At 39.9% G+C, this 15,364-nt stretch carries 13 protein-coding genes and 14 tRNA genes; 4 read left to right on the forward strand and 23 right to left on the reverse strand.

Features of this window, described 5'->3' with window-relative positions; all coding sequences use genetic code 11:
- Window positions 1-194: 194 nt before the first annotated feature.
- From menB to NYE73_RS18805, 4 genes are all read right to left on the reverse strand, one after another.
- The gene (gene menB, locus NYE73_RS18790) at window positions 195-1,013 is read right to left on the reverse strand and encodes a 1,4-dihydroxy-2-naphthoyl-CoA synthase (protein ID WP_004225917.1); all 819 of its coding nucleotides are present in this window, start codon (window positions 1,011-1,013) and stop codon (window positions 195-197) included.
- A 63-nt stretch (window positions 1,014-1,076) separates the two neighbouring features.
- Window positions 1,077-1,886 carry a 2-succinyl-6-hydroxy-2,4-cyclohexadiene-1-carboxylate synthase gene (menH, locus tag NYE73_RS18795; protein WP_259948559.1) on the reverse strand — a complete coding sequence of 270 codons (810 nt, stop codon included), beginning with the start codon at window positions 1,884-1,886 and terminating at the stop codon, window positions 1,077-1,079.
- On the reverse strand, window positions 1,883-3,598 hold the full coding sequence (gene menD, locus NYE73_RS18800; RefSeq protein ID WP_259948562.1) for a 2-succinyl-5-enolpyruvyl-6-hydroxy-3-cyclohexene-1-carboxylic-acid synthase: 1,716 nt from the start codon (window positions 3,596-3,598) through the stop codon (window positions 1,883-1,885). The genes menH and menD overlap by 4 nt, the downstream gene beginning before the upstream one ends.
- Entirely contained in the window at window positions 3,591-4,976 is a 1,386-nt protein-coding gene (locus NYE73_RS18805; protein WP_259948563.1) for an isochorismate synthase, read from the reverse strand. Before NYE73_RS18805 ends, menD begins: the two co-directional genes overlap by 8 nt.
- A 247-nt stretch (window positions 4,977-5,223) precedes the next feature.
- Here NYE73_RS18805 and NYE73_RS18810 point away from each other — a divergent pair, with 247 nt between their 5' ends.
- Window positions 5,224-6,144 carry a 1,4-dihydroxy-2-naphthoate polyprenyltransferase gene (locus NYE73_RS18810; protein WP_259948566.1) on the forward strand — a complete coding sequence of 307 codons (921 nt, stop codon included), beginning with the start codon at window positions 5,224-5,226 and terminating at the stop codon, window positions 6,142-6,144.
- A 12-nt stretch (window positions 6,145-6,156) separates the two neighbouring features.
- On the opposite strand, the gene NYE73_RS18815 is transcribed toward NYE73_RS18810, so the two are convergent.
- The 5 genes from NYE73_RS18815 to NYE73_RS18835 form a co-directional block, all read right to left on the reverse strand.
- A complete protein-coding gene (locus NYE73_RS18815; RefSeq protein WP_066038114.1) occupies window positions 6,157-7,083 on the reverse strand; it encodes a dipeptidase in 927 nt (308 codons plus the stop codon).
- Window positions 7,084-7,130: 47 nt separating this feature from the next.
- Complete coding sequence (locus NYE73_RS18820) at window positions 7,131-7,580, reverse strand: TraR/DksA C4-type zinc finger protein (protein WP_131521250.1); 450 nt, start codon at window positions 7,578-7,580, stop codon at window positions 7,131-7,133.
- Window positions 7,581-7,655: 75 nt separating this feature from the next.
- Window positions 7,656-8,417, reverse strand: a complete 762-nt coding sequence (locus NYE73_RS18825) for a MerR family transcriptional regulator (protein WP_103118696.1) — start codon at window positions 8,415-8,417, stop codon at window positions 7,656-7,658.
- Between the two features lie 142 nt (window positions 8,418-8,559).
- A complete protein-coding gene (locus NYE73_RS18830) occupies window positions 8,560-9,774 on the reverse strand; it encodes a diaminopropionate ammonia-lyase (RefSeq protein WP_259948573.1) in 1,215 nt (404 codons plus the stop codon).
- Window positions 9,775-9,909: 135 nt separating this feature from the next.
- Window positions 9,910-10,905, reverse strand: coding sequence for an ABC transporter substrate-binding protein (locus NYE73_RS18835; RefSeq protein WP_259948574.1), 996 nt, complete (start codon window positions 10,903-10,905; stop codon window positions 9,910-9,912).
- Window positions 10,906-11,049: 144 nt separating this feature from the next.
- On the opposite strand from NYE73_RS18835, the gene NYE73_RS18840 reads away from it, so the two are divergent.
- Genes NYE73_RS18840 through NYE73_RS18850 form a run of 3 tightly spaced genes read left to right on the forward strand, consistent with a single transcriptional unit; the run spans window position 11,050 to window position 13,916 of the window.
- Complete coding sequence (locus tag NYE73_RS18840; protein WP_048391034.1) at window positions 11,050-12,051, forward strand: FecCD family ABC transporter permease; 1,002 nt, start codon at window positions 11,050-11,052, stop codon at window positions 12,049-12,051.
- On the forward strand, window positions 12,051-13,106 hold the full coding sequence (locus NYE73_RS18845; protein ID WP_048391031.1) for a FecCD family ABC transporter permease: 1,056 nt from the start codon (window positions 12,051-12,053) through the stop codon (window positions 13,104-13,106). Before NYE73_RS18840 ends, NYE73_RS18845 begins: the two co-directional genes overlap by 1 nt.
- 15 nt (window positions 13,107-13,121) lie before the next feature.
- On the forward strand, window positions 13,122-13,916 hold the full coding sequence (locus NYE73_RS18850; protein WP_257960523.1) for an ABC transporter ATP-binding protein: 795 nt from the start codon (window positions 13,122-13,124) through the stop codon (window positions 13,914-13,916).
- A 139-nt stretch (window positions 13,917-14,055) separates the two neighbouring features.
- On the opposite strand, the gene NYE73_RS18855 is transcribed toward NYE73_RS18850, so the two are convergent.
- The 14 genes from NYE73_RS18855 to NYE73_RS18920 form a co-directional block, all read right to left on the reverse strand.
- A tRNA-Glu gene (locus NYE73_RS18855) sits at window positions 14,056-14,127 on the reverse strand.
- 2 nt (window positions 14,128-14,129) lie between these two features.
- Window positions 14,130-14,220 (reverse strand) — tRNA-Ser (locus NYE73_RS18860).
- Between the two features lie 10 nt (window positions 14,221-14,230).
- Window positions 14,231-14,307, reverse strand: a tRNA-Asn gene (locus tag NYE73_RS18865).
- A gap of 4 nt (window positions 14,308-14,311) precedes the next feature.
- A tRNA-Ile gene (locus NYE73_RS18870) sits at window positions 14,312-14,388 on the reverse strand.
- 1 nt (window position 14,389) lies between these two features.
- Window positions 14,390-14,463, reverse strand: a tRNA-Gly gene (locus tag NYE73_RS18875).
- A 5-nt stretch (window positions 14,464-14,468) separates the two neighbouring features.
- Window positions 14,469-14,544: transfer RNA gene (locus NYE73_RS18880), tRNA-Phe, on the reverse strand.
- Window positions 14,545-14,602: 58 nt separating this feature from the next.
- Window positions 14,603-14,678: transfer RNA gene (locus tag NYE73_RS18885), tRNA-Asp, on the reverse strand.
- Between the two features lie 3 nt (window positions 14,679-14,681).
- Window positions 14,682-14,756 (reverse strand) — tRNA-Met (locus NYE73_RS18890).
- Between the two features lie 53 nt (window positions 14,757-14,809).
- Window positions 14,810-14,902, reverse strand: a tRNA-Ser gene (locus NYE73_RS18895).
- 15 nt (window positions 14,903-14,917) lie between these two features.
- A tRNA-Ile gene (locus NYE73_RS18900) sits at window positions 14,918-14,994 on the reverse strand.
- Window positions 14,995-15,001: 7 nt separating this feature from the next.
- Window positions 15,002-15,075: transfer RNA gene (locus tag NYE73_RS18905), tRNA-Met, on the reverse strand.
- 28 nt (window positions 15,076-15,103) lie between these two features.
- Window positions 15,104-15,179: transfer RNA gene (locus NYE73_RS18910), tRNA-Ala, on the reverse strand.
- A 16-nt stretch (window positions 15,180-15,195) separates the two neighbouring features.
- Window positions 15,196-15,272, reverse strand: a tRNA-Pro gene (locus tag NYE73_RS18915).
- A 9-nt stretch (window positions 15,273-15,281) separates the two neighbouring features.
- Window positions 15,282-15,358, reverse strand: a tRNA-Arg gene (locus tag NYE73_RS18920).
- Between the last annotated feature and the right edge of the window lie 6 nt (window positions 15,359-15,364).

Below are 15,364 nucleotides of genomic sequence, written 5' to 3' on the forward strand. Positions count from 1 at the left end.
AGTTTGTCTATTATCCATGTAGTATCTAGCTTTTTAGTGAATACCTCTATCCTTCACCTCTTGAGTTCTATCCGCTACTTTGAGAGTTTTATCCACCTATTAGCCACTTCTATCCCCTATTTTTATCTTCAATCTGTTCAAGACATATAAAAAGCTCGTATCTCAAAAGATACGAGCTTTAAACCCCATACTAATCAAGGGAATCTTGGGAATTGACCGAAATCTGGTTGACGTTTTTCTTTGAATGCATCGCGGCCTTCTTTTGCTTCATCAGTTGTATAGTAAAGAAGTGTAGCGTCTCCAGCCATTTGTTGAAGACCTGCTAAACCATCTGTATCTGCATTCATCGCTGCTTTTAAGAAGCGTAGTGCAGTTGGTGACATTTGAAGCATTTCTTCACACCATTGAACTGTCTCATCTTCCAATTGCGCATAAGGCACAACTGTATTGACTAAGCCCATATCAAGTGCTTGTTGTGCATCGTATTGACGGCATAGGTACCAAATTTCGCGTGCCTTTTTATGACCAATAATACGAGCAAGATAGCCTGAGCCATAACCAGCATCGAATGAACCAACTTTTGGTCCAGTTTGTCCAAAGCGAGCATTGTCAGCTGCAATTGTTAAGTCACAGACAACATGTAAAACGTGACCTCCACCAATTGCGTAGCCAGCTACCATTGCTACTACAGGTTTTGGAATTACACGGATTAAACGTTGTAAATCAAGAACGTTTAGACGTGGAATTTCATCTTCTCCTACGTAGCCACCGTGACCGCGAACTTTTTGGTCTCCGCCTGAGCAGAAAGCATGTTCACCTTCACCAGTTAGAATAATAACACCGATATTTTTATCATCGCGTGCACGTGAGAATGCGTCAATCATTTCCATTACCGTTTTTGGGCGGAATGCATTACGCACTTCTGGACGGTTAATCGTAATTTTTGCGATACCGTTATAGAACTCATACTTAATGTCTTCATAAGTATGTAATGTTGTCCATTGACGTGTCATTGAATTGCCTCCTATATCATTAAATTCGTCTCGTTTCTAGCGAGGCGCTAACGTAATCGTATATTACGTTAAATACTCCTCTACTATTGTAGCAAACTCAGCGGGATTTTCCACATGAATTGCATGTCCAGCGTCATTTACTGTTAAATGCTTAACAGTATTTAATAGCGCTTTCATTTCTAGTGCAATTTTACAAAATTTCTCATCCAATGAACCTGTAATTAACAGGACAGGTATTTCTAGTTGCGACAATCTATCCCAATTTGAAGGTTGGACGCCTGTCCCGATACCTCTCAAGCTACCAGCAAGTCCCTCTTCCTTTTGTGAAAGTCGCTCTTCTCGAATAGTTTCTCTTACAGTTTCAGGTAGACGTTGCTGTGAAGCAAAAAGCGGTATGCTTTCCCAAGCATTGACAAAGGACAGTACACCATTCGTCATTATTTTTTGCGCTAGTGCTTCATCTCGCTTACAACGTTCATTTTGCTCTTCCATTGTTCGCAAGCCAGGAGATGCACTTTCTAAAATGAGCTGATGTATACGAGCTGGATACGAAATGGCATAGGATAAAGCGATTCTTCCACCCATTGAATAGCCCAACAGCGTAAATTTCTCTAAATGAAGCTGGCAAAATAGTTCTTCTAAATCCTGTAATTGCTCCTCCATAGAAAAACGCTGTACGTGCTGTGGAATAGCTGTTTGACCATGTCCGATTAAATCAACCGCAATAACACGCACATGAGGTAGAGCTTGTGCTAGATTATGCCATGTTGCTGAGCTACCAGTAAATCCATGTAAGGCAACGACTGTATATTCACCGTTTTCATTCCATATGTCGACATGGGTTTCAAGACCACGAATCATCCACTTTGTCATGCTTTTAACTCCGCATTAATTCGATTCCATAAACCTCGATGTGCATTCACATTCTCGGTTCTATCTGTAAATATTTCAACTAATCGTAAAGAATGGTTTTTACATGTTGAAAATTTCTCAGAAAGCTCCGATATTGTTTCGACACGTACATAGTCCATATCATACATATGTGCAATGTCACGGAATTCAAGGGCTGTTGGTGTGCCAAATAAATCCTCATAGTGATCTTCAACAGTTGACTGTGGTAAATAGGAAAAAATACCACCGCCATCATTATTCATCACAATAATCGTTAAGTTACATTCCTGATATCTGGAAGCAATGAGTCCATTCACATCATGTAAAAAGGCTAAATCACCAATCAGTAAATAACTTTCTCGATTATTTCCCTGACTGAAACCGATTGCTGTTGATACGACACCATCAATCCCGTTCGTTCCTCGATTGGCAAAAACACGTAGATCTTTCGGTGTAGCCAATAAAAATGTATCAATATCCCGTACTGGCATACTACTGCTAACGAAAATATCACTACCGTCAGGAATCATTTTGAGTAAACGACTGACTATAGCCCCTTCATCTTTTTCTACCTCTGCGTATTGTTCAATAAACATAGAAGCAAGCTGATTTGCTTTTTGCCATTCGACTAAGTATGTTTCCTCGATAGCCGTTTCAGTGATAGCTAATTCTGTTAGCCACTGATCGACATTCGCATGAATAAAATGCGTAGATACGCCTGTAGCATCTCTAAACATAGGGTCTTCATCGATAATCACATACGCATTTGGACGTGACTTTGTAATAAATTGCATTATAAACTTCGAAACTGGTTGTGCCCCTATTCGGATTACTGTATCTGGTTGTACCAGTGCTTTAAAGTCATCACTCTTCATAATGGCATCATAGGTTGTCACGATATATGGTAAACAATCCGCTGGTACGGATGTACGCATATTCGATAAACTTTCAACAATGACAGGCCACTTCAGCTGACGTACAAATTCCCAAACTATGGATAATTCTGTACCAAGAGCTAACTCACCAATGATCATAAAACCTCTTTTAGTTGATTGTATAATAGAGGATAGTACCTGTTGATCCACGCGTGTTGGGGTTAATTGTCCCATACTGCTGTGCTTAAACGTCACTGCTGGTAGCTCCTGCTGTAAATCAATTAATAGTGGTTCACGGAAAGGTACATTAATATGGACTGGTCCAAAAGGTGCGCTCGTGGCAATGGCTACCGCACGAGCAAGATGACGCTCAATAAAAGGCAATGTTGGTTCAGCACCATCTGCTAACGGAAAATCAACACTCCACTTTACATGTGAACCATATAAATTGGGTTGGTTGATAGCCTGTGGAGCGCCTACCTCACGTAATTCATGTGGGCGATCAGCTGTTATAATGATTAATGGTACACGTGCATAGCTTGCCTCCACAATCGCAGGAAAATAGTTAGCTGCTGCTGTACCAGATGTACATAAAAGAACCACAGGCTTAGTAGTTGCCTTAGCAAGCCCTAGCGCAAAGAATGCTGCTGAGCGCTCGTCTACCTGCCGATACATTTTTACTTGTTTAGTAGAAGCAACCGCATAAGCAAGCGGTGTTGAACGTGAGCCTGGACTAACGACAACATTTTCTACACCAGCTTGCACTAGCGATGCGACCATTTTATAAACATAATCTGTTAGTATTTTTCGTTCACTCATGTAATTGTCCCCCTAGCGCACGAAGCATTGGACGGAATTTTACTAATGTTTCTTCATATTCAGATTGCGGTTCTGAATCTGCGACGATTCCACCGCCTGCATATAAATAAGCTTTATCATTTAGTAAGGCTGCTGAACGTATGGCAACTGCAAATTCACCGTTACCCTCTGCATCTAGCCAGCCTATTGGCGCAGCATACAGTCCCCGATTCATCGGCTCATATTTCCGGATGGCTGCCAATGCTTCTTTGCGTGGTACACCACCTAAAGCGGGTGTTGGATGTAATGATTTAGTCAATTGTAAGATTGTTGCATCCTGATTTAACTGACCTTCAACAGGCGTATACAGATGTTGAATATCTCGTATTTTTAACAAGCGTGGTCTATCTGGCACCGTCATGTCCACACAATTTTTACGGAATGTTTCCGCAATCATATCCACAACATACTGATGTTCTCCGCCATTTTTAGGGTCATTTAATAAACTTTGTCCAAAAGCCTCATCTTCCTCTGCAGTCTTACCTCGTTTAATTGAGCCAGCAACACAAGAAGAAAATGCTCGACCATCTTCTACTTTCACAAGTCGTTCAGGTGATGCTCCGAAAAATAATAAATGTCTATGCTCTAAACCAAATAAATAGCTTTCTGGTTGTTCATGAATAATTTGAGAAAGTACTTGTGGTGCGGATACATACTCTTTAAATTGCAAAGCAAGTGATCGTGCAATGACCACTTTATCTGCCTTTTTCTGTTTAATTAATGCTGTCACTTGATCGATTGAGGCTAAATAAGGCTCTTTATATGGTTCAAAATAACTTATGATTTCAGGTTTTGTATACGTTTTCACTTCTTTAACCTGAGCTGCATGGATTAAATGATCGCGCTCTTTTCTTAGCGCTTCGAACTGATCCTCAGCCTGTTGGTCTTGTGTCAAAAGGTGAATACTTACGTATGCTTTATCATCGCGTATCACCAGTTGAAACGTTGCTAATGCAAAATAAGCCTCTGGGAAATTCGTCCATTCCCCGTCTACATTATTTTGAGGATCAAATGTAAAACCGCCAAACAAAATTGGTTGTAACGCTTGTTGACCTTTTGGACAGTTTTTCGTTATGTTTTTCCATTCCGCTTCAACTGCATCAAAGCGGTTTTCTTTAGCGTTGTTTTGAATAGTATGAGCATGTCCTAGCCCAACTAATGTCATTGTTTTTTCTCTATTTTGCCAATAAAATCGTTCACCTTTATAACATTCCTCGCCAGCTGCATAGAACGCCAGTGCAGATAGGCGACTTACTTCAATTGTTTCCATATAAAAATGAAGGCTTTGGCCCAAAGAGTCCACTTCTACTTCTGTGGCTTGGTACCACTTCTGTTGCATGAAAATTACCTCCGTTGTTGCAATGTACATAATGAATGATGGTTAAATAACACATCATATTTTAGTTGGCAACACGTTATTCGTACTGTTGCTAATTGTTCTTTTTTATTTTCAGTTCATAAATGCATGTTCTATTGTATCACTTTTTTTCATTAAACAGTATGTAATAAGCTGTGAACCTACCCATTTTCTCAATCTTCGTTTAAAATAAGAAGAGTCGACAACATTTGAAGGAGAGAAAGACCTTATGACCAAAGTCATTGAAGCTGATAGGGGTTTTAAAGTGTGGTGGCATTTAACACGTCCACATACTTTAACCGCTTCATTTGTTCCTGTATTCCTAGGAACAGCAATTGCCTTAGCAATTGAAAAAGAAACAATTGATTTTGGACTATTTTTTGCTATGCTCATTGCAAGTATGCTTATACAAGCAGCAACGAATATGTTCAATGAATATTATGATTACAAATTAGGATTAGATAACGAGCATTCCGTCGGGATTGGCGGAACGATTGTCCGTCATGGTGTACAGCCAAAAACAATTATGATTATTGCATTAAGCTTTTATGCTATTGCCATGCTTCTTGGCATTTACATATGTGCCTCAACATCTTGGTGGTTAGCTGTTGTCGGACTTGTTTGTATGCTTATTGGCTTTTTATATACAGGTGGACCATATCCAATCGCCTATTCGCCATTTGGTGAAATTGTTTCTGGCGCAGTAATGGGGATGGGCATTGTATTAATTGCCTTCTATATTCAAGCGCTTACAGTAACACTAGATGCGGTCTTGCTCTCTGTACCAAGCATGATTTTAGTCGGTGCCATTATGCTATCGAACAATATACGTGATATTGTTGGCGATACAGAAGGCGGACGAAAAACCTTAGCTATTTTGGTAGGACGTGATAATGCAATTTCCGTGTTATCAGGCTTTTTTATCGTCTCTTATTTATGGGTGATTGCTCTTGTAGCAGTTGATGGTATTACTTTTTGGGCATTAATCATCTTCCTAAGTGTTCCAAAACCATTACGTGCCATTCAAATTTTCCGAGACAAAAAAGAAGCCAAAGAGGTAATGCCTGCGATGAAATATACAGCGCAAACAAATACATTCTTCGGCTTCCTATTAGGAATCGGTTTATTAATTCATTATTTCTTTTATTAAGATGCGGCAGCCTTAACGGGTTGCTGCTTTTTTTACATAGCGTCGGAAATTTTGGCTTGCAATACCATACACTTCTTCATCTGAAAAGCGTGTACGTAATGCCTCTAGTAAATTTTGTGCCTCTCCTGCATGGGCTAAGCCACTGACAGTCCTATCAATCCCATCAAAATCGGAGCCTAATCCAATATGCTCCACACCTACCAGTTTAGCTAAATGCTCCACATGCCCCACTAAATGGTCTAGTGTTGCACCTTTGCCTATAAAGAGTGGGAAATAAACTACATGGATATGTCCTCCCGCCTCAACAAGTGCCTTTGCCTGGGCATCAGTTAAGTTACGCGGGTGATCACATAGTGCACGTGCATTACTATGGCTTGCAATAATATGCTTTGCAAGCGGCAAGACATCCCAAAAGCTTTGCTCATTTAGATGGGACACATCAATAATAATATCGCGTTCATTTAATAATTGTATAACTTCTTTACCAAATGGCTTTAAACCAAGAGTTGCATCCTGTTCAGCACCATGGGCCACTGCATTTTCTTCATTCCATGTTAAACCTACCAACTTCACCCCTGCATCCAGTACAGCTGTCAGTTTTGTTAAATCTTCGCCAATGGCACTACAGCCCTCTAAGCTTAAAATGGCTCCTATTTCGTGTGGAGCTAATTGATCTAACTGTGCCCAATCTGTAATATGCACCATGCCCTCTGTTTGTAATACGTGAGTATGGAATGCTTCGATTTGGCGCATGACCTCAAGAAATTGCAAATTTTGTGGGATTTTTGGGTCAATAAAGATAGCGAACACTTGCGCCTCTACTTGCCCTAATTGCAATCTTTTTTGATTAGCATGTATTCGTACATCCTCAGCAAAATTAGCCGTTTCAAGAGTAGTTAACTTTAAAAGCGCATCACAATGTAAATCAATAATCTTCATATCCTCACCTCTACAGTTATTATACTGCTTCTGCGAGGAAAAACTTACTAAATTTTATCCTGTGGTGTATCAGAAGAGCCGAATTCCTCCAGCTCAATAAAATCATCTGATTTTGGTGTCGAAGAAAGAACATCTTCTTCCACTGGTCGTAAATTGTCTTCTTTCTTTTCTGCATGTTCCACACATGTCAGAGCTTGCGGCATTGCCTCTAAGCGACCAATTGGAATTTCTTTACCACAGACGGTACAATTGCCATATGTACCGTCTGCCATTGCTTGAAGAGCTTCTTTTATTTCTTCAGCATTATCACCACGATGCTCATCAATAGCCATTTCTGTAAGCTGATCCGTTAAATCACTTGCATTATCAGCTGGATGATTATCATAATTCGATAATTCTGTCGCTTGAGGTCGCTCTGATTCTTCTATTCGTTGTTCTATTTCTTGTAATTCTTGCTCTAGTTGTCTTTTTAATTGTTGCATTACTTGTTGATCCACAATAATCTCCTCCTCATGCTTTCATTTTTTCCTGTTTTACGATTTCTAAAACATGTCAGCATAAGGAAGACCTATTTACTTACTTGTATAAGCTATAATGGCGTCATGCAAAAATTTTGCTGCTCCTGTTTCACCACGCTCATCATAATAAGCGGTAAAGCGTTCATCAGCAATATACATTTGTGCCAGCCCTGCATGTGCCTCTTTGGAATACTCTTTCCACGTAAAGTTGAGCCAGCGTTTATGCAACTCTGCAACTTCCATCGCAATGTCACTTGTTGTATCTCCAAGTTTCATTGCCTCTGCTAAACGTTCAAACATTTGCTGTTCTAGCTGTTGCATCGCTTGATATTGTTGCTCCGTCATGTTCATAAGCTTAGCATTGGATGCATCCACTGTTTCATTCCCATATTTCTCACGGATTTCTTTGCCGTACTGCTTTTCGTTATTCTCAATTAACTTTTCTTTAAAGCCTTTAAATTTTTCTTCATTAGACATTGGTTGTTCCTCCTCAATGGATTGTATTGTTTTTTCTACTGTCTGTAAGATCGTTTCCAACTGCTCTTTGCGTTGAAGCAAAGCAGCTCTATGTGTTTTGAGCGCCTCAGCATGCTGAAAATTTGGTGCTTGAATAATAGCCTGAATTGTCGCTAATTTCATATCCAAAGCACGGTAAAATAAAATCTGCTGCAACATATCGACCTCCCATTGGCCATAAAATCGATAACCTGCCTCATTGGTTCTTGCTGGTTTCAGCAATCCAATTTCATCATAATAACGCAATGTTCTTGTACTAACGCCCGATAGTTGAGCAAGCTCCTGAATGGTATATTCCATCTCATCACCTCCACTAATGCTACTGTAAGCTTTGACGCAACGTTAAGGTCAAGAGTTAAAATAAAAAAATTTAATTAAACTTAATTATACTTTCAAATCCTTTTACAAAAGGAAAATAGCAAACTAGTAAATCACTAGTTTGCTATTGATTCGCATATTTCCCATGCCATACTATTTCTCGATAACTCTCTTTATCTGTATCACCCTCTGTATTAATAAACAGCACCCTTGCCTGTTCATTTAGGTGCAAGGCATGTTTTAATTCCTTATATTGTTCATTAGTCATTATTTCATAAAAGCAACCAAATGGCGCCGCTCCTGATTCACCAGCTATAATGCGAGTGTCTGTAGCTAAAGGATTTCCTAGAACGCGCATACCTGTTGCTGCTATTTCTTCCTCACAGGAGATACTTATTTTTGTGTAGGCTTTTAAGACTTGCCAAGCCTGTGGATTCGGTTCACCACAAGCAAGACCTGCCATTATAGTTTGCATCTCCCCACCAACAGTGACAAATTGATCTGTATTTTTCTTAAAACTTTCATAATAGCAATTAGCGACATGTGGCTCAACCAAGACAAATGTAATATCCTGCTCATAGTATTGCTGTAAAAATGCTACTACTGCTCCGGCAAAGGACCCCACACCAGCTTGCAAAAATACATGTGTTGGGGCTTGCTGAATCTGTTCATCAATCTCCTGTACAAGGGTTGTATACCCCTGCATAATCCATAATGGAATTTCTTCATAGCCTTCCCACATCGTATCCTGAATCAAGACCCAGCCATTTTCTTGTGCAAGCTGTGAGGTATAACGAACAGTATCGTCATAATTCATTGTCGTAATTTCAGCAAAAGCCCCTTCACTTTTAATATGCAGTAACCGCTCAGCGGCGCTACCAGCTGGCATATATATTCTTGCTTGAAAACCCAGTTCTCTTGCAGCCCATGCCACACCACGACCATGATTTCCATCAGTCGTTGAAATAAATGTTAAATTGCCTACTTGCGCTCTTACTTCTGGAGTTTTTAACTGTTCAAACGATAGCTCCTCTATATTCCTTCCAAGCTTATTGGCAACATATTGCGCAATTGCATAAATACCTCCTAAAACTTTAAAGGCATTTAAACCAAATCGATAAGATTCATCTTTAATCATAATTTTTTCTACATCTATATATGAAGATAGTGCCTCAAGATGATGGAGTGGTGTCTTCTCAAATTGCTCATATGTACGCTGAAATTGACCAACTTTCCTCACTTGATCTAGTGAAAAATATGGAAGTATTGCTGTTGCTTGTTTTATATGATCTTGCTCTAAATAATGCTGATTATAAACCCACCTTAATTTTTCCTTCATCGCCATCCCCCTCAATTTATGGTCAATATCTACATCATAGTCTATCTAACTTTAAAGTACCAGGAGAGTATATATTAGGAAGTAAAAAAACTATACATTTATCGAACATCGATAAATGTATAGTTTTTAAGAAAATTATTTAACAAAGATTTCTTTCACTTGATCTAACATAATATTCGCAGCTAAAATGCCTCCAGCCGTATTCCAAATGACATCATCCACCTTATGTGCATTGCCTTTTTGGACTGCTGTTAAGTTTTTCCAAAGCGGGTCTTGTGTCCACTCTTGTTCAGTTGCTAGTGCTGAATCATCGCCTGTTGGCATGTACGTGAAGTAGAAAATAACATCCCCATCCATTTGAGGGATCGCTTCTTTCCCTACTTCAATCGCTAAGTTTCCTAGTTTAGCATTATCTTTAAATAAATCTGCTTGCGCTGCAACACGTTTAAATCCTAAAGCATCAAAAATCACACCTGAGAATGAATCTGTGTAATAGATACGAGATTTATCGGCCATAAAGCGTACAAATGAAACTTCTTGGTTGGTTTGTTCTCCAAGTTCTGCTTTCAGAGCTTGTAACTTATCTTCGTAAGCTTTTAGAACTTCTTCACCTTTTGTTTCTTGATTTACTGCTTTAGCGTATAATTTAAAATTCTCTTTCCAGTCACCACGTAATGTATCAGAAAACACAGTTGGAGCAATTTTGCTAAGTTTAGCATAATCTTTTTCTTGTCGTAATTTATTGCCAATGATTAAATCTGGCTTTAAAGAAGCAATTTTTTCGATATTTATTTCATGTTCAATACCGACAACCTCTACACCTTCCATTTGATCCTTGATGTGATCATACCATGGATCGCCTGTCCAAGATTGAACAGCACCTACTGGTTTAATACCTAGAGCTAATAATGCTTCTGTTCCTTCATTAGTTAAAACAACGATACGTTTTGGTGTGTCTTTTACTTCAGTTGTCCCCATTGCATGGTCAATACTGTAAGCATTGCTTTCTTTTGTACTTTCTTCTTTGGCATTATCTTTAGAAGTACCGCATGCTGCCAGAACAAAAATAGCAACCACAGCTAGTAAAACTAATAGTTTTTGAAAAGCTTTTTGCACCTTTTCTTCCTCCATTGTATATGATAAAATATTTAAGCATATTTGACGAGAATGAAAATCACTTTCATCTGTCTAAGAACGATATTAATCGTATTGTATGTAACTATCAAAGTCAATAACTAATTTATTAATTTTCCAAGAAAAGAGTACACGTTAAATATGATATTAAAAAATAATTATTCTAAAATGATTGCTTTACTAGTAGGAGTCATACTATTACTTCTTTCTATGGGGATCAGTATTGTGTATGGTTATGCAAATACTTCTATTCAAACTACGTATGAATCTTTTAGACAATTTAACAATTCAAATGAGCATCTTATTATTCAAAATGTTCGAATTCCAAGAGCTCTTATAGCCAGTTGCGTTGGTGCTTCATTAGCTATTACAGGCGTGCTTATGCAGACCTTAACGAAAAATCCATTAGCCTCTCCTGGAATTTTGGGCATTAATGCAGGAGCAGGCTTTGCTGTTGTCTTTGCCATGATTTTTTTCCACATTTCAAGCTTGCAATCTTTTGCGTGGATTGCATTTCTTGGTGCAGCAATCGCTGCTTTATCCGTTTATGGAATTAGTTTCTCAGGTAGAGATGCTGTTACTCCAGTGAAAATAACTTTAGCTGGTGCTGCCATCAGTGCCCTATTTGCATCATTTACGCAAGGTTTACTCGCTACAAATGAAGCAGAGCTTGATCAAGTTTTGTTTTGGTTAGCAGGTTCTGTACAAGGTAGAAAACTTGAAATTCTACTATCTGTTCTACCGTATCTAGTAATTGGGTGGATTGCTGCCCTCATCATTTCCCCCAAAATGAATATTCTCGCTCTTGGCGATGATGTAGCAAGAGGTCTTGGTTTACGTTTAGGACTTATGAAGATATTGGTCGGTCTTATTGTTATTTTTTTAGCAGGGGGAGCAGTTGCAATTGCTGGCCCCATTGGTTTTATAGGGATTGTCGTTCCCCATTTTGCGCGCAAGTTTGTCGGCACTGATCATCGATGGCTTATTCCTATGGCTGCTTTACTTGGGGGGATACTTTTATTGCTGGCTGATGTTGCGGCTCGTTATATTATCATGCCACAAGAAGTTCCAGTAGGCGTCATGACTGCTATGATTGGCACACCATTCTTTATTTACCTTGCGCGAAAAGGTGGAAAAAAATAATGAAACATGTAAAAACAATTCGTTTACTTCAACAAAAAATTTCATTTTTAATAGATGTACAAGCTATAAAAAAATTAACAGTGATTTGCATACTAACTCTTGCCGTGTTCTTTCTTAGTGCATCATTTGGTGATTCATTCATCAATCCATTTAAAGTTTTACAAGCTTTTTTTGGTTACGGCTCAGATTTTGATCAACTGATTATTATTGATTTTCGAATGCCTCGAATTTTCATGGCCTTGTTTGCTGGAATGGCGTTAGCCGTCGCAGGTGCAGTTTTACAAGGAATCATTAAAAATCCACTTGCCTCACCTGATATAATCGGCATATCTGCTGGTGGTGGGGCAGCGGTTGTTGGTTTCTTAGCCATTTTCAGTGATTCTAATCACTCTTTAACAGTTAGTATAGAGTGGTTGCCATTAGCAGGATTCATAGGGGCTACTATCGTCGGATGTATAGTCTACCTATTTGCTTGGAAAGATGGTGTCACACCAAATCGTCTTGTCTTAATCGGTATTAGCGTGTCGGCATTCATGCAAGCAATTACTACAATGTTAATGATTATCGGCCCAATTTATCAAGCAAGTGAAGCGAATAAATGGATTACGGGTAGTGTCAAAAGTTCGGATTGGGATCAAGTACAAATCGTTGTTCCATTGATTATTGTACTTCTACTTATCACCTTTTTTATTACTCGGCAGTTAAATGTTCAAGAATTAGGTGATGATACAGCATCAAGCCTAGGGCAACCTGTTCAAAAAACACGCCTTTACTTAATTCTATTATGTTCCAGTTTAGTAGCGAGTGCCATAGCATTTGCTGGTGCTATTGGGTTTGTAGGATTAATGGCTCCTCATATTGCACGACGCATTGTTGGTTCATCGTTCGGTGTACTTATTCCAGCATCCGCTGCAATTGGTGCATTGCTTGTAATGGTTGCAGATATTATAGGTCGTACAGCATTTAGCCCATTAGAAGTACCCGCAGGCGTCTTTACTGCTGCTATCGGTGCTCCTTACTTTATTTATTTATTATTTAGAAACCCTAAAAAATAAAGGAGTCTATACTACATGACTGAATCTTTATTAACCAAATCTCTAACATTAAGTTATGGTGATTTCAATATTATCGAAGATCTCAATTTATCTATTCCTTTGAATGAAATTACTGTATTAATCGGAGCGAATGGCTGTGGTAAATCCACACTCTTACGCTCCATTGCTCGATTATTAAAACCTAAAAAAGGCTCCGTTTTATTAGACGGTGAGGATATTTTTAAATTATCAACAAAACAAGTGGCTAAAAACCTCTCTATTCTTCCTCAATCTCCTGTTGCACCAGAAGGCTTAACTGTCCTACAACTTGTGAAACAAGGTCGCTATCCTTACCAAAGTTGGCGACAACAGTGGACTGAAAAAGATGAAGAAATCGTTTTAAACGCTTTAAAAGCTACAGGTACCGAGCATTTACAAGATAGACCAGTAGATGAGCTATCAGGGGGACAACGTCAACGTGCTTGGATAGCTATGACGCTTGCTCAAGATACAGATATCATTCTTTTAGACGAGCCTACGACATACTTAGATTTAACTCATCAAATAGACGTTTTAGATTTACTATTCGAATTGAACCAACAGCAAAAGAGAACTATTGTTATGGTACTACATGATATTAATCTTGCTTGTCGCTATGCCGATCATATTATTACAGTGCGTGACCGTGGTGTCTATCGTCAAGGGAAACCAGAAGAAATTATGACCACTGATTTAGTTAATCATGTGTTTGACCTTGATTGCCAAATGACGACAGATCCAATCTTTGGTACACCTCTTTGCATCCCATATGGAAAAGGACGAAAAATTTAATCACTAATTTAAAAAACAACAAGCCTACACAGTTTAATCATTCTGTGTAGGCTTTCATTTATTATAGCTATGTTATAAATCTAAATATCAAGTAAATTAAAAAGTGCAGTAGATGTAAATTCATCTACTGCACTTAGTATGACCCGTACGGGATTCGAACCCGTGTTACCGCCGTGAAAGGGCGGTGTCTTAACCACTTGACCAACGGGCCCATGGCGGAGAAGGAGGGATTTGAACCCTCGCGCCGGTTACCCGACCTACACCCTTAGCAGGGGCGCCTCTTCAGCCTCTTGAGTACTTCCCCAAAATAAAAATGGCTCCGAAGGCAGGACTCGAACCTGCGACAACCTGATTAACAGTCAGGTGCTACTACCAACTGAGCTACTTCGGAATAATGGTGGGCCTAAATGGACTCGAACCATCGACCTCACGCTTATCAGGCGTGCGCTCTAACCAGCTGAGCTATAGGCCCTTGGAGCGGGTGATGGGAATCGAACCCACGACATCAGCTTGGAAGGCTGAGGTTTTACCATTAAACTACACCCGCATAAATGGTGGGTCAGGACGGAATCGAACCGCCGACACTTAGAGCTTCAATCTAATGCTCTACCAACTGAGCTACTGACCCATTTCGTCCATGCTAAGCTTGCTCACTTTTTTGCTTCTCATGACTTTTATTTTAAAAATGGCGGTCCCGACCGGGATCGAACCGGCGATCTCCTGCGTGACAGGCAGGCATGTTAACCGCTACACCACGGGACCTTTTGGTTGCGGGGGCCGGATTTGAACCAACGACCTTCGGGTTATGAGCCCGACGAGCTACCACTGCTCCACCCCGCGATAATTTTATGTTGTTTCGAGTTTTTAAAGCACCATTTATAAAAATTTAAAACTGGAGGAGGTAGAGGGATTCGAACCCCCGCGCGGTGTTACCCGCCTGTCGGTTTTCAAGACCGATCCCTTCAGCCAGACTTGGGTATACCTCCGTTACAATATATAAATGGTGGACCTTGCAGGACTCGAACCTGCGACCGGACGGTTATGAGCCGTCTGCTCTAACCAACTGAGCTAAAGGTCCTTTAAGATGGCGGCAGAGGGGATCGAACCCCCGACCTTACGGGTATGAACCGTACGCTCTAGCCAGCTGAGCTACGCCGCCAGGATCTTTATACTGGTTAATTTACTTATGGTGGAGCCTAGCGGGATCGAACCGCTGACCTCCTGCGTGCAAGGCAGGCGCTCTCCCAGCTGAGCTAAGGCCCCATAATCTTTTTGGAAATGGTCGGGAAGACAGGATTCGAACCTGCGACCCCTTGGTCCCAAACCAAGTGCTCTACCAAGCTGAGCTACTTCCCGTTGTTCTTTTGGCGCGCCCGACAGGAGTCGAACCCATAACCTTCTGATCCGTAGTCAGACGCTCTATCCAATTGAGCTACGGGCGCATTTAA

This window comes from Lysinibacillus sp. FSL K6-0102 (assembly GCF_038003545.1).
In the GTDB taxonomy this organism is placed as follows: Bacteria; Bacillota; Bacilli; order Bacillales_A; family Planococcaceae; genus Lysinibacillus; species Lysinibacillus capsici.